This is a genomic window from Bythopirellula polymerisocia (genome assembly GCF_007860015.1).
Classification (GTDB): Bacteria; Planctomycetota; Planctomycetia; order Pirellulales; family Lacipirellulaceae; genus Bythopirellula; species Bythopirellula polymerisocia.
This window is the reverse complement of the sequence record NZ_SJPS01000005.1, coordinates 326209-340577: the sequence shown is the minus strand read 5'-3', so window position 1 is coordinate 340577 and position 14369 is coordinate 326209. Positions and strand designations below refer to the sequence as shown.

Annotated in this window: 10 protein-coding genes; 5 read left to right on the top strand and 5 right to left on the bottom strand. The window is 53.4% G+C overall.

What is annotated here, in order from left to right; genetic code table 11:
- Nucleotides 1-120: 120 nt before the first annotated feature.
- On the top strand, nucleotides 121-2637 hold the full coding sequence (locus tag Pla144_RS17220; RefSeq protein ID WP_146451936.1) for a ComEC/Rec2 family competence protein: 2517 nt from the start codon (nucleotides 121-123) through the stop codon (nucleotides 2635-2637).
- Nucleotides 2638-2926: 289 nt separating this feature from the next.
- Nucleotides 2927-3919, top strand: coding sequence for an acyl-CoA desaturase (locus tag Pla144_RS17215; RefSeq protein ID WP_197530771.1), 993 nt, complete (start codon nucleotides 2927-2929; stop codon nucleotides 3917-3919).
- Nucleotides 3920-4085: 166 nt separating this feature from the next.
- Here the strand turns inward: Pla144_RS17215 and Pla144_RS17210 are convergent, their stop codons facing one another.
- Nucleotides 4086-4976 carry a phosphoribosylaminoimidazolesuccinocarboxamide synthase gene (locus tag Pla144_RS17210; RefSeq protein ID WP_146451934.1) on the bottom strand — a complete coding sequence of 297 codons (891 nt, stop codon included), beginning with the start codon at nucleotides 4974-4976 and terminating at the stop codon, nucleotides 4086-4088.
- Between the two features lie 211 nt (nucleotides 4977-5187).
- Here Pla144_RS17210 and Pla144_RS17205 point away from each other — a divergent pair, with 211 nt between their 5' ends.
- Nucleotides 5188-6669: an endo-1,4-beta-xylanase gene (locus Pla144_RS17205; protein WP_146451933.1), complete on the top strand. Its 1482-nt coding sequence runs from the start codon at nucleotides 5188-5190 to the stop codon at nucleotides 6667-6669.
- A 31-nt stretch (nucleotides 6670-6700) separates the two neighbouring features.
- On the opposite strand, the gene Pla144_RS17200 is transcribed toward Pla144_RS17205, so the two are convergent.
- Together Pla144_RS17200 and alaS are read right to left on the bottom strand one after the other, a co-directional pair.
- Nucleotides 6701-7039, bottom strand: coding sequence for an STAS domain-containing protein (locus tag Pla144_RS17200; protein ID WP_197530770.1), 339 nt, complete (start codon nucleotides 7037-7039; stop codon nucleotides 6701-6703).
- Between the two features lie 278 nt (nucleotides 7040-7317).
- Complete coding sequence (gene alaS, locus Pla144_RS17195; protein WP_146451931.1) at nucleotides 7318-10143, bottom strand: alanine--tRNA ligase; 2826 nt, start codon at nucleotides 10141-10143, stop codon at nucleotides 7318-7320.
- 178 nt (nucleotides 10144-10321) lie between these two features.
- Between alaS and Pla144_RS17190 the strand changes: the two genes are divergently transcribed.
- Complete coding sequence (locus Pla144_RS17190; RefSeq protein WP_146451930.1) at nucleotides 10322-11089, top strand: DUF480 domain-containing protein; 768 nt, start codon at nucleotides 10322-10324, stop codon at nucleotides 11087-11089.
- 19 nt (nucleotides 11090-11108) lie between these two features.
- On the opposite strand, the gene Pla144_RS17185 is transcribed toward Pla144_RS17190, so the two are convergent.
- Nucleotides 11109-11654, bottom strand: coding sequence for a Uma2 family endonuclease (locus Pla144_RS17185; RefSeq protein ID WP_146451929.1), 546 nt, complete (start codon nucleotides 11652-11654; stop codon nucleotides 11109-11111).
- Nucleotides 11655-11722: 68 nt separating this feature from the next.
- A complete protein-coding gene (locus Pla144_RS17180) occupies nucleotides 11723-13054 on the bottom strand; it encodes an MFS transporter (RefSeq protein WP_146451928.1) in 1332 nt (443 codons plus the stop codon).
- Nucleotides 13055-13177: 123 nt separating this feature from the next.
- On the opposite strand from Pla144_RS17180, the gene Pla144_RS17175 reads away from it, so the two are divergent.
- Nucleotides 13178-14368, top strand: a complete 1191-nt coding sequence (locus Pla144_RS17175; RefSeq protein WP_146451927.1) for a bile acid:sodium symporter family protein — start codon at nucleotides 13178-13180, stop codon at nucleotides 14366-14368.
- Nucleotide 14369 lies beyond the last annotated feature (1 nt).

Below are 14369 nucleotides of genomic sequence, written 5' to 3'. Positions count from 1 at the left end.
AAGCGGAGGGCTTTATGGGGAAGTAATTCAATTTTGGAAGTCCCCAGAGTACACTATTGACCGGCTTCTGCCCCGTTTTTCGCATTTGCAGTGACGCCCGCACAGTCATTGTGTTCCTATATGTCTACGGATTCAAACCACAATCGTTCGCTTCGTATCTTGCCGAGTTCCTGGCCATTGCTCCTAGTGGTGGTGTTTATGGTCGCGGGAATTCTGACAGACCATCTGTGGGGCCAGAATCTTGGCATGGACCCAGTCACCTGGTGGCTCATCGCGGTTGGGGCCACCTCAGCGACGATGACCCTGCTAAATTTTGGCCATACTCAGATTTCGGTGGTTGCTCTTCTGCTAGCGGTTGGGGCACTTGGAGGAACCTGGCACCACTACCGTTGGAATACAGTTTCGGGCAACGAGATATCTCGATATGCGCCGGCCTTGGCATCGCCTGTTTGCGTGGAGGCGATTGCCACAGGTCCAATACATCATTCTCCAGCCGCAGAGACCAATCCACTGCGCGCGATTCCCTCCGAGCCTCAAAGCCAGCTTTTCGTTCTAGTCACGCGAATTCGTGACGGAACCACTTGGCAAACCACGAATGGCAGAGCTCGAGTACGAATCAATGGCACTCTCAGAAAAATCGTACCAGGCGAACGCTTGCTGATCTTTGGAAAATTGGGGAAATCGCGACCCGCGATTAACCCAGGGCAATACGACTATGCCGCGGCTGAACGATCCGCCGACAGACTTTGTGAGCTATACACTGGTTCGCCAGAGTGCGTAACGGTTGTTGAGCATGCGAGTACGTTTTCGCCAGATCGCTGGCTGGCCGCGATTGGTAACAGATGTCAATCACAGCTAGAACGCTACGTAGGTTCGTCGAGTGGCCCCATTGCCCAGGCTCTTCTGCTGGGAACTCGCTCGGAACTTTCAGACGAGACGTTAGAATCTTTTATGAAGACGGGGACTATCCATTTGTTGGTGGTCTCGGGCTTGCATGTTGGCCTCTTGGCAGCAGCTGTGTGGTTGATCCTGAAAGCCTTTCAGGTTTCGCAGAAGTGGAGCTTGCTGGCGACGGCCTTACTGATAATTCCTTATGCGGCGATCGTCGGCGGGGGACCCCCTGTCGTACGGGCGAGTGTCTTGGTGTTGATGACCCTATTGGGAATCGCGGCATCACGTTCGGCATCGGTAATCAACCTCCTCGCGGCATCCGCATTGGTCGTGCTCGCGATCAATCCAGGCGAGGTCTTTCGAGGGGGCACCCAACTGAGTTTTGTTGGTGTGGCGGTCGTGGTTGGATGTGCAAGATCTGGAATGTTGCAAAGCACCCCTGATCCACTCCAGAGAATGATTGCCAGCTACATGACTTGGCAAGAATTAACGATTCGTTGGTTTCTCAGTCGTTTCAAGGCGCTGGCAATCGCATCGTTTCTCGTTTGGGTTCTGGTAGCGCCTCTGGTGCTGTATCATTTCAATATCATCACTCCCAGTGGTTTTCTGATTACGCCTGTGCTGTGGCCCTTCGTGGCGGTGGCACTGGTTGCAGGATTGGGAGTTTGCACGGTCGGCTTTGTCTTTCCACCGGTCGCTTGGCTGCTGGGCCTAATCTGTGGCTATTCTTTGCTTGTCACCGAAAGCACTGTCGGGTGGGCCAGTCAGTGGAAGTGGGGACATGCCTACGCCCCTGGTCCACCACTGTGGTGGTTGATCGTATTCTATGGTGGACTGGCTATGATGGCGGTCGTACCACAATTTCAATTCCAGACTAAGAGGTTCATTGCGATAGCCGCGCTTTGGGTGGCCGTTGGCTTCGGAGCTGCTGCCTGGCATCCCAAACACGAAGACGAATTGCGCTGCACTTTCTTAGCGGTCGGACACGGCACTTGCGTTGTGTTGGAATTCCCAGGGGGACAAACTATGCTCTACGATTCGGGGAGCCTTGGTTCGCCTGAGAGTGCTGCCAACATCGTCTCGGGTTTTCTTTGGTCGCGGGGCATTTCGCACATTGATGCGATTGTCGTTTCTCATGCAGACGTGGATCATTACAACGCAGTTCCGGGGATATTGGAGCGTTTTGATGTTGGGGCCGTGTATGTGTCTCCGTTGATGTTCGATCCTTGGGCGAATGACGGAGACCTCACTGCTCCCAACTTTCTCAAACAGACCATTATCGACGCAGATGTTCACCTGCGAGAAGTGTGGATGAACGACCGACTACGAGTTGCTGATTCCGACATTTCAATCGAAATTCTTCACCCGCCTCGACTTGGCGTGCCCGGCCGAGACAATGCCAACAGTATCCTACTGGCGGTGGAATTTGCCGACACCCGGATTCTGCTCCCAGGGGACCTGGAGTCGCCGGGGATCGAAGGTGTCCTGGCAGAACCCGCTCTGGACACAGATATTTTGCTTGCCCCCCACCATGGAAGCCGGTTCAGCGATCCTCCCGGGTTTGCGGCCTGGTGCACTCCGGACTGGGTAGTCATGAGTGGCGGGCCCTCGGTCGACTACACAAGCTTTGCTTCGAGTTCTTATCAAGCTGCGGGGGCAGAAATCTTACATACAGCCCAGTGCGGGGCAGTGGAATTTAAGATAGGTCCCAACGGCGTAAGCCGGCAACTTTTCCTGGGAGATTAGAGAAGTTGTCACTATGGTCATCAAAACTTCGGTAAAGCACGCAAATTACCAGCCTGGCTCAAATGCTAGCCCGCGGGAGTTTCTATTTTTTTACCCAATATCTGACCTTGCGGCCTAGCACATTAACTGCATATTTCCTATGCTGTCGGCATATAATTAAGAATCAGTCTCAATTACATTTAACCCTCGATAAGTACGATTTTCAACTTCTCGAGCTCAAACTTGCGTCGAAGGATTTGCATAGTCCTCACCGAACATCTCACCTGTAATGCACAAAGGAGCCACTGCAGTGTCAACTGATAAACCAAGTGAGCCCTCTCAAAGCTCCCGCAAAGTCACTGAAATGCAAAACTCTATCAAGCAATCTGGCACGGCTGCAGTCGCTGCAGCCAATGCCGCCTACTTGCGTGGCAAGCAGGCCTTTGAAGAATTGGGCATGAACTGGCCCATCGTCATCTGGATCGCGCTAGTGCATATGTTAGCTGTTGCCGCGCCGTTCTTTTTTAGTTGGCCAGCGTTGATCACTTGCATCCTCTTGGCATTTGTTACGGGCAGCCTTGGTGTCTGCATGGGATATCATCGCTTGTTGACTCATCAGAGTTTTCAGACTTACCGACCGATTCGCTGGCTATTGGCATTCTTGGGTGGTTTGTCTGGCGAAGGTTCGGCACTCACATGGGTGGCTCAGCATCGTAAGCATCATGCGTTCAGTGATGAAGATGGAGATCCCCATTCTCCGCGCGATGGCCAGTGGTGGAGCCACTTGCTGTGGTTCATGCCAGACTTTGGTCGCAAATGGCATCGCGAATTGTTGCACCGTTACGCGCCTGATATGGTCAAAGACAAAGTCATGGTCTTGATTCATCACATGTTTTTGCCCTCGCATTTGATACTGGCTGTCGCCCTGTTTCTGATGGGCTATTTCGGTCCTACGAACTGGGGCCTAGGCACTGCCTGGGGCGGTTGGTCGATGGTTTTCTGGGGCTTGGGCGTGCGGATGGTGTACGTGTTGCACGTTACCTGGTTCGTGAATTCGGCCACGCATCTGTGGGGCTATCGCAACTACGAAACCAGTGACGACAGCCGCAACCTCTGGTGGGTTGGCCTGTTAGCCTGGGGTGAAGGTTGGCACAACAACCATCACGCCTATCAACGCGTCGCCAGCCAAGGTCATCGCTGGTGGGAAATCGACACCACATACTGGTGCATCCTACTGATGGAAAAGCTGGGCCTCGCTTGGGATGTAATCCGTCTGAAAGACGTTCGCAAGCCGGCCATGTAGCGTGCGAGCGTTCGTGGCTCGAATGAGTATTATTCCCTCTAAATGTCGAAATCCCTAATGATTACAGGGTACTGGCCCGAGACTCGCTGGTTTGCGGGTGCTATCTACCCGCACTTAGTTCCTCAGCGTATGATTTACTACCGAAATCAAGTGAGATTTTCCGCAACTACTTCCACGCGAATGTTTCGCCGGTGATAAGGTTGTAGGCTTCGATGTATTTCTCCCGAGTACGAGCAACTACTTCTTCAGGTAGTTCTGGGGGGGTACTGTTCTTGTCCCAACCACAGTTGGTGAGCCAATCCCGGACGTATTGTTTGTCGAAGGAGGGCTGAGCATGTCCCGGTTCATACAGATCGGCTGGCCAAAAGCGGGAACTGTCCGGCGTTAGAACCTCGTCGATGAGAATCACCTCTCCATCAACGACTCCAAATTCAAATTTGGTGTCGGCAACGATGATTCCTTGCTCATGGGCATGGGCGGCACCTTGTTGATACGTTTCTATACTCATGTGCCGCAATTTATCGGCAAGTTCATGTCCCACGCGTTCGCACATCTGAGAGAAGGTGATGTTCTCGTCGTGATCGCCTTGCTCCGCCTTGGTAGCGGGGGAGAATATCATGGAGGGGAATCGGGAAGATTCTTGCAGGCCAGTTGGTAATTCGATACCACACACTTTGCCTGTATCGCAGTACTCTTGCCAAGCCGAGCCTGAAAGAAACCCGCGAACTACACACTCGATGGGAACGACTTCGGTCTTGCGGACGAGTATCGTGCGACCCGCGAGAGATTCTAGATCGGTCCCCACTGGCAAATCCATTGCCTCAACGTCAGTTTCCAGCAAGTGATTGGGAATTTTCAGATGATTAAACCAGAAATTGCTGAGTTGAGTGAGCACCCGTCCCTTGTCGGGGATGCCTGTGGGCAAAACCCAATCAAAAGCACTGATCCGGTCAGTGCTCACCAAGAGCAAATTATCACCCAGGTCGTAGACATCGCGGACCTTTCCGCGAGTGACTGAGAAACCTGATAAATCGGTTTGCAAGAGTGGTAGCGACATAGGGAATCCATGGGGAGGCACATGTTATAATTCTGCTGAATTGAAGACCGTCGGATGATAGACTTTAAATATAGCGGAATGCGATATCGGCGTGCACCCCGCCTCGTTGGCATCCCCAACGGCAAGAAGAGTTGTTAGAATAAAGAATTAGGGCAGGCAAGCCGATCCACACGCAACGAGCCAAGTGTGGGCGTACCGGGAAACTCACCTTATGGGACAATTGCGATTTCGACTTCAGGATCCCAGTCGCATTCCGGAAGGTGGCCTGGAACGCATCTATGTAGCTGGAGCCGAGGAAATTCCTTGGGCGACCCGCACACACTGGGAAGGCAACGAGCTAGTTGTCGACCGTTCCAATAGTGAGTCAGGTTGCCTCTTCGTCCCTTGGCTTCTCGATGGCCAAGGCCGATGTTTTCTGGCGACCGCTACTCTCATGGAACGCACATTGCCTTACCAGCTGGAAGTTGAATTGGCTCGAGGATTGATTCAACGGATTCGCAATCGACTTTTCATTTGGCAGTGGCTAGGAATGGAAGTACCGGCACTGCTGCAGGAGCATCTTTCCGATGCCACTCTGCTATTCTCTCGGGCAGCGACGAACCAGGGAGATCCAACGATTGCTGCTGAAAAAGCCAACGAAGCCATCACCCTGGCACTGCGTACCTCGGAGGAATTGGTAGCCGAGTACGCTCGCCAGGCAACCGCTTCGCGATTGCATCAAACCCCTGTTTCGACTCTCATGGGAGTCAGTCTAGGACCGCATCTACCCAGTGTCGAAGTCCGCCGCCGGCTAGTTGAGGCTTGCAACATAGTTCAGCTGCCGATTTCGTGGCGTGCCATCGAACAAAGTGAGGGCAAGCGGAATTGGAAACAGACTGACGACCAGCTCGCCTGGTGCCAAAAGGCGGGACTCAAGGTCTCGGCAGGCCCTTTGCTACAACTTGATGATCGTGGCATCCCTGACTGGATGGTGTTGTGGGATGGCGATTTCGACAACTTGATGAAATTGCTGCTCGATCATGTTCGCGCGGTTGTCACAAGGTATGCGGGTCGAGTCCATCTGTGGTTAGTAGCGTCTCGAATCAATACGGGAAAGATGCTCTCGTTGGAAGAAGAACAACGCCTGCATCTGGTAGCTAATGCGTTAGACTTGGTACGCAGGCTTGATCCACGCACTCCCACCGTGGTATCGTTTGATCAGCCGTGGGGTGAGTACCTAGCGAGCCAGTCGGACGATCTTGCCCCTTCTCACTATGCCGATGCGCTAGTAAGAGCTGATCTGGGTATTTCGGGATTCGCCTTAGAGATTAATGCGGGCTTCGACCCCGGGGGAAGTTTCCATCGTCCCACGATTGAATGGGGAAAACTGCTCGATCAATGGAGTATGTGGGGTCTGCCGCTAATGGTTAGCATCTCGACGGCAAGTGATAGCAATCGCGATCCCAAAGCAAGGAAGAATATCGAAGTGGAACTGCCAATCGGATTTCAGGTGACCGGACAGGACTCCCAGCGGCATTGGGCAGGATCGGTACTACCTTTGCTACTGGCGCGTTCCGCTGTTCAGGTGATTATCTGGAACCAACTTTCCGATGCCGAACCGCATGAATTCCCTCATGCCGGCCTGTTCGATGCCAAACAGAAGGCTAAGCCAACACTTGAAATGATGTGTGACTTGCGCAAGTCGCTGCTATGACGTTTGTTCGGTATTCGAGCGAGAGACCAATCTAGACTCGCTCCAATTCTTCGCCATAGATTGCTTCGGTGCGGGTCGTAAAATGCGGCAGTGCCTGATCCAGGCGGCAGACGTGAATTGCTTCGAGACATTCCGGGGAAAGCCCCGACAAACGAAGTGAGCCCCCTCGTTTGAGCACGCGCTTGTGCAACATGACCAATTGTCCCATCATCTGACTGGGAAGGAAATCGACGTAGTCCATTTCCAGCACGAGTCGATAGACAAAGTGTTGGTCCAACAGAGACCACAAGCGGTCAGCAAGATTGTCGAATGGTTCATCCGTGGGTGTTAACTGCACGATTAACCAATCGGGTCCACGATCGATTCTCATGGCATTGCTCCAGTCTTGGTTCCGTCCAAACATGCCGCCAGGAAGAGCCGCCTACGGCAGCCTGTTTTGGGCGTAGATTATAAAGAGAAATCCTTCTCAACTGCTCCCCCTGTATTCATTCTATACCTGCATGCATTCCTGGGACAATAGAAATCTACCGAATCTTTATTTTCTGAAGAGTGATGTAGGTGAATGAGTTAGGGGAAATCTCGCTCAAAAGCAAATAGCGATCTACTTTCAACTCGCCAGCTCACAATGTCCAGCTAGCATTTCGCCTTTCAGCTTTTTCCTTCGATCATATTTGCGATCGTATGTCGGGCGACTTCTAGTGCCTCAGAAAGTCGCTCGGGTTCCTTACCGCCGGCTTGAGCTAAATCGGGACGTCCTCCTCCGCCCCCTCCCAGTGCTTGGGCTACAGGTTTGATCCAATTACCAGCATGGCCACCAAGTGCCTGTAGGTCTTTCGAGATACCAGCCACAAGTGTAACTTTGTCGTCTCCCTCGGTTGCGGCTAGCAGAACGGCGCTTAAGGAAACCTTTTGGCGGATTTGATCGATCAATTGCCGCATCAAATTCGCATCGGCCGTAGGTGCCTCGGCCACCACAACTTGGACATCTCCCACTTTTGTCGCTTCCGCCAGAAGCGCATCGGCCGACAAGGGTCCAGCCGCTGCACGTTGGGCCAACCGGTCGCGCAAGGCAAGGACCTCTTCATTGAGGGCGACAACTCGCTCAGGAACGGCCAGGGGTGAGACGGACAGCATTTTGGCGACTTGTGTGAGAATCTCTTTTGCTTGAGAGGGCTTCGGCTCTTCCGAGCTGAGGTTGGTCGCCATTTCTCCCGCATCGGAGTTGGGAAGGACTCCTCCTGAGGTGAGTAATTTCTTGAGATCACGCTGCTTCTCAAGTAAATCGGAGACATTTGAGGCCAGGGCCAGTTGAGCACATCCAATAGTTTCTGATGCGCTACGAACGGCTGTGCAGACTTGATCGGAATATTGAGTCGCCTGCGGACCTGTGAGTGCCACGATTCGCCGAGTCCCCGCAGAGACCCCTTCTTCGCTAAGTACTTCAAACGCCTCAACCTCTGCGGTATTGTCCAAGTGGGTGCCACCGCAAAGCTCTTTGCTGAAGCTACCCATGGATACCATCCGCACGGGGTCGGGATACTTCTCTCCGAAGAGCATCATTGCTCCCTGCTTGCGAGCCTCAGCCAGCGGCAAAGTTTCCCACTTTACCGGCTTAGCTTCATCTACATGTTTATTCACATCTTGCGTAATGGCACTTATTTGCTCGGCAGTCACTGGGCTGAGGTTGGTAAAGTCGAACCGGAGCCAATCGCAGTCCACCTTGCTTCCCTGCTGTTGAGCGTGGGTGCCTAAGTGTTTTTGCAAGGCATGATGGAGGATGTGCGTGGCAGAGTGAGCTCGGCGAATTCCCTGGCGTCTGTCGGTATCCACGATCGCTTGGACGGCATCCCCCTCGCGAATGACTCCCTTGGTGAGCTGCCCTAAATGGACAATCAATTGCCCGTCTTTATGGCTATCAGAGACCTGGAATTCGAAATCTTTGCCGATAATCTTGCCGGAGTCCCCAACCTGGCCGCCACTTTCTCCGTAAAAGGGAGACTGATCCAGCACAACCCGCACGGCTTTGTGACTCAGGTCGTCGAGTTGATCGCATAGGTGATCATCAGGCGACTCGCCGACCACGATTCCTTTCACGACGGCGGCGGCTTCAGTGGTTTCATAGCCCAGAAAAGGGGTGCTGTGGAGTGCATGCTTTAGCGAATCGAGTGGCCCTTTGGCCCCCATCACTGTGTGCTGCACTTTGCCGGAAGCTTCGCCATGAAGTTCCATCGCGCGGGTGTAGCCCTCCCAGTCGAATGTGAGATTGTGCTCGGCGGCGAGTGCTTCGAATAGCTCAGGAGGGACCCCAAAAGTCTGGTAAAGTTCTGCGGCAACACCCCCCTCGACCTTCACGCGGTTTTCCTTCCGCATGTCTTCAAAGACACGGTCAATCCTGTTCAGTCCCGCGTCAATGGTGCCAAAGAAATTAGCTTCTTCTTGTTGAATCACGCTCGCAACGCGTTCGGTAGTTTCGGTGAGTTCTGGATAGGCACTCCGCATGGCCTCGACCACAAATGGTACTAGTTTGAACAGAAACGGATCGCGGAGTCCCAACTGGTGCCCATCAAGCACAGCCCGCCGAAGCAGGCGTTTGACCACATACTTTTCCTTGTTCGCGCCGGGATAGACATTCTCATGGACGGCAAACGTGCAGGCCCGTACATGGTCGGTGATCCGCCGGCAACGTCGGCCCGCGTCGCTGTCGAGCGTGTACTTCACACCGCACACTTCCGCCGCGGCCTGCACAATAGGCATCAAGTTGTCGATGTGGTAATTAGTCGGTACTCCTTGCAACGTCGCCACAGTCCTTTCAAGCCCCATGCCCGTGTCGATATTCTTAGAAGGGAGGGGTCGCAGATTTTCCGGTGGGTCTCCGACTCGATTGAACTGTGTAAAGACCAAGTTCCAAATTTCGACCGACTTGCCTTCATCGGGGTGAAAGTAGATCTCACTACAAGGACCACAGACGCCGTCGGGACCTTGGCTCGGGGCGCTGGCGGGCCAGAAATTCTCCCCTTCGTCGAGACGCTCAATCTTCGCTTTGGCCAGACCGATATCCTTGGCCCATATTTCTCCGGCTTCCTCATCATCGAGATAGACAGTGACAGTCAATCGATCTGGGTTTATGCCAAGCCATTTTTTGTCGGTAAGAAACTCCCACGCCCAGTTAATGGCATCCCGTTTGAAGTAATCGCCGAAGCTAAAATTACCCAGCATCTCAAAAAACGTATGGTGGTAGGCAGTGCGACCGACATTGTCGATGTCGCCGGTCCGAAGACATTTCTGGCAACTAGTAGCACGCGTGTAGTCCAGCTTCACTTTACCGAGAAAGTGATCTTTGAACTGATTCATCCCCGCAGGCGTGAACAGCACCGAAGGGTCCCAAGTGGGAACCAATACGTCGCTGGCCACACGTGTGTGGCCTTTAGTTTCAAAGAACGCCAGATATTTTTCGCGAAGCTCGTCGGTTTTCATGCGGAGTTGGTATGGGGTCAGAATGGGAGAGAAAACCCAAAATATACCGCAGTCTCGGCAGCTGCGGCAGGGCAACTATTCGGACAGGAGGTGGAGTAGCCCTTTAGGCCTCTCGCACCGCAGCACACTGATTCGTATACTCTCGGCTAAGAATTCCATAGCCTGGAGCCTAAATAACATGAATCCTGAAGCAGCCCCTGCACCTGAAGGCCCCCGCTGGCATCCCCTGGAACGCATCGAACGCCGCGTCCTGGGGGTACTTGTGGAAAAGGCAAAGACGACGCCCGATAACTATCCTCTATCCCTGAATGCCTTGGTCAATGGTTGCAATCAGAAAAGTAATCGTTTCCCCCAGATGCAGCTCGACGAAGAGCAAGTTGACAGTGCCCTTGAGAGCCTGCGAAAAGTCGGTGCCGTGGCGGCAATTCAAGGGGATGGGCGAGTCGAGAAATATCGGCATTTGGCCTACGACTGGCTGGGTGTCGATAAGCGCGAACTCGCTGTGATGGCTGAGTTGTTGCTGCGCGGGGCACAGACTATCGGGGAGCTGCGTGCCCGGGCGGCGCGAATGGAGCCGATCTCTGGAATCACCGAATTAAGGCCATTGGTTGAGAGTCTGCGACAGAAGAAACTCATCATCCTATTGACCCCTCCTGGTCGGGGCTGCGTCCTGACTCATGCCCTCTATCAAGATCAGGAACTGGCCAAAGTCCGGGCCGAGCATGGGAATGTCACGGTGGGAGATGAGCCTCTAACCGATGAAGAGGATTCTCCTGCTCCACCACCAGTGCGAACTGCAGCCCCTGCTGCACCCGCGCAGGTCAACCACCGAGAAGACTCAAGTGATCTCAAGCGAGAAATGGCTGAGTTGCGAGAAGAACTCTCAGAGGAAATACAAAATTTGCGGAACGAATTGGACGATTTAAAACGGCAACTGGGCGTGTGAGACGACACGCTTCGCTTCTTCAATCAAATATCTCATCGATCTCACATTCAAATCCTGGCACAACCGGACCACCCATGAGTCTTTTTCCCGCCGAGTAGACTCGGATGTCAGAAGCCGATATGTGACAACTCACGGACTCGTTTTCTGGATCGACGATCCAGACGATCGCACCAGCGGCCAACCAGGCCTTGGTCTTCTGTGCTACCTCATCAGGGCTGTCGTTGGGAGAGAGTACCTCTACTGCCAAGTCAGGCGCGCCCGGCCAATAGGCTTCGGTCGGTTTCGCAGCAGGTAGATGCTCGTTAGCAATAAAAGCGATGTCCGGCGCGCGTACCGTATCGGGATTACACGCGAGCTTGAATCCAGTTTCCGCACCAAAGATCAGACCCATATCATGTTGGCGTACGTAGCTTCCAAGCAATGTGTGCAAATTTCCTAGGACTTCACCATGCCGCCAACCAGAGGGGGACATCATGTTCAATTCTCCGGCAATGAGTTCATAGCGACAGCCATCGCCGGAGCGCAGAAAAAGTTCCTCAGCGGTGACAAGAGTGGAACTGCTCATGCTAAAATTATAACACACTGGGCACGCGATGCCACGCTGGAACAGATCACAGAAGACCGAGGAGGTAGTTAAGCTTGCGATTGAGCTGCCATCGGCGGAGTCGCCCAGAAACCGGCGACGGCACACGCACCTGCCATCGCGGCAAACAACCACATTGAGGGGGTAAACCCGCCCAGATAATCGACGCTGACACCCATCACCACTGGGCCGACGGCGCTGGCTCCGACGGCGGCAGTGAGTGAGGTGCCACGAATCTTCCCCAAGTGGGTTCGACCAAAATAGCGAGCCCAAGCTGTACCTGCGATCACGGATTTTATCCCTTGGCCACATCCATAGGTCCCGTATCCCAAGATAAGCGATTGTATGTCAGCAGCAGTCGCAAGCACTACACATCCCAATCCGATCAGTGCCATCGCGGTTACCAATAGCCACCGCATCGCCAAACGATCTGCCAAGACTCCTCCCACGATCTGTGTGGCTGCCATGGCCAAGGCCACCGAACTGACTGCTACCGTAGAGTCCTGTGCGGTGAAACCACGGGCACGAAAAACCGCGACCAGATGGAAGACTAGGCCTGTCCCCACCAGCGACCAGACCGCTGTGGAAATCAAAAGTATCCAGTAGGCACGATGCTGAGTTGTTTCGCGAAGCGTTAATTCGTTGCCATAGCTGAACGATTTATGTTTCTTGGCTGCGTGAAACCTGAGCCCGTCGGGTACTTGTCCGATTTCGCGGGGCGACTGACGAAGAAACAGAGCCACTAGTGGCAGGAAACCTCCTACCATAATCGCAGCAAAAACTAGATAAGTGCCTCGCCAACCGACGGCATCAATCAAGCCGACAATCGCGACAGGAACTAGCCCCCAAGCCCCGGCCATCGAAACTTGGGCAATGCTACTGACCAGTCCCAAGCGGCGATCGAACCAAGCAGCCAGAGTATTGTTGGCAAGCAATGTCATTGTTCCGGGACCAAACATCCGCAGCAGCAGAAACGAAATGAACAGCGTTACGAGCCCGCTGGCTTGCGAGGCAAACACACACGCTCCAGCCATTGTGAGAAATCCTACGATCGACATACGACGAATGCCAAAGCGATCGATCAACGAACCGATCGAAGTGAGCGACAGGGCAGCCAACAAGGTTGCGACCAGATAGGTACTAGCCAAGGCAGTATTGCTCAACCCAAATTCAGCGATGAACTGATCGTTAAAGTAACTAACCCCAAAAGTCTGTCCCGGGCTAGTGGCCAGCATCATGGCAATTGCCAAAGGCAGAATGACCCAGCCGTAAAAAATGGGAAAACTAGTTTCTTGCTGACCGGCGAGAGGTTCTCGAATAGAAACTGCCGATTGTGTGGCAGCGCTCAGTAATTCCGCAGTTTCTGCGCTCGGCGTGGACATTGCGATTGGTACAAGGTGGGGAGGACAGGGTCATGCCCTCGGGAACGGTGGGAGGGATTGCGGGGTAAGACTCATTGTAGAGTCCTCGGCGAGCTTAGACACTAGCGATTCTTGGAGGGTTCAGTGGTATTCCGACTGGTGATGAATCCAGCCACAAGTTCTGTTATTCTAGAGAATTCTGCGGCGCGGTTCGGTTGTTTCCGTGAGTCCTACCCAAGTATTAACGTTCCGAATCTTATGACATTGGCTGAACCCACAGGCAACGGCAAACAATCTAGCAAGAATGGATTTTCCAACATTCTTGAGTGGATTCATCTTCATTTCCTGTGGTTACTAGTAGGATGCTACGTCTTAGCGGCATTCCTGCCAGGCCCCGGGCTGATGATTCGCCAGCTCTCTTGGGGGTATCCCTATGCAGGCGAAGTCACGACTCCCATGCTGCTGCTAGCGATGCTCTTGTTCTGTGCAGCGGCTGTGGTCCGCTGGGAACAGGTGTGGCAGCTTTTGCTTCGCCCCGGCATTTTGCTCTTGGGGCTGATTTGCATCTGGTTGGTGCCAAGCATTTTTGTCGGAGTCTTGGGATGGATCCTCCCCTTAGCACTCGGAGAGGCCACGACTAGTGGCCTGCTTGTTGGCTTGGCCCTTGTAGCTGCGATGCCGGTAGCCAATTCTTCGGTCGCCTGGACACAAAACTCGCGTGGCAATGTCGCATTGGGCTTGGGATTGATCGTACTGACGATCCTTTTGAGCCCCCTGGTAACTCCTCAAGTACTGAAGTTAATGGGCTTGGCACTTTCGCCACAAGACACGGTTCATAGTGAAGAATTGGTGAAGCGATTCACTGGAACTTTCTTCATTGCCTGGGTAATTCTTCCGTCTTTGGCGGGAATGACTTTCAATCGACTTGCAGGTTCGGTGTTTATCGAACAAATAAGGAGCAGGATTCGCTTCGTCAGCGCACTCGCCTTATTGACACTCAATTACACGAATGCCTCATTGGCATTGCCAGACTTATTGAAGCGTCCCACCTGGGGAGCAATTTTTCTCGCAGGTGCGCTCGCCGTTGCCTTACAATTGCTGGGGGTTGCCACCGCATGGATACTGGCCCGTTTGACTAAACAAGACAAAGAATCAACGACAGCACTCGTTTTTGCATTTAGTATGAAGCACACGGGTTTGGCATTAGTGCTCGCTGGCGAGGTGCTTCAACAGGAACCGCGCGTGATATTGCTAATCGTCCTCGCCACGCTCTTGCAGCACATCCTGGCTGGCTGCGTGGACTGGTATATAACGCGTACCAAAGCAATTATGTGAG

Excerpts from the sequence above, each read along its gene's own strand:
- Pla144_RS17220 (WP_146451936.1), top strand. The coding sequence starts at position 121 with ATGTCTACGGATTCAAACCACAATCGTTCGCTTCGTATCTTGCCGAGT.
- Pla144_RS17210 (WP_146451934.1), bottom strand. The coding sequence starts at position 4,976 with ATGTCGCTACCACTCTTGCAAACCGATTTATCAGGTTTCTCAGTCACT.
- Pla144_RS17205 (WP_146451933.1), top strand. The coding sequence starts at position 5,188 with ATGGGACAATTGCGATTTCGACTTCAGGATCCCAGTCGCATTCCGGAA.
- Pla144_RS17200 (WP_197530770.1), bottom strand. The coding sequence starts at position 7,039 with ATGAGAATCGATCGTGGACCCGATTGGTTAATCGTGCAGTTAACACCC.
- alaS (WP_146451931.1), bottom strand. The coding sequence starts at position 10,143 with ATGAAAACCGACGAGCTTCGCGAAAAATATCTGGCGTTCTTTGAAACT.
- Pla144_RS17190 (WP_146451930.1), top strand. The coding sequence starts at position 10,322 with ATGAATCCTGAAGCAGCCCCTGCACCTGAAGGCCCCCGCTGGCATCCC.
- Pla144_RS17185 (WP_146451929.1), bottom strand. The coding sequence starts at position 11,654 with ATGAGCAGTTCCACTCTTGTCACCGCTGAGGAACTTTTTCTGCGCTCC.
- Pla144_RS17180 (WP_146451928.1), bottom strand. The coding sequence starts at position 13,054 with ATGTCCACGCCGAGCGCAGAAACTGCGGAATTACTGAGCGCTGCCACA.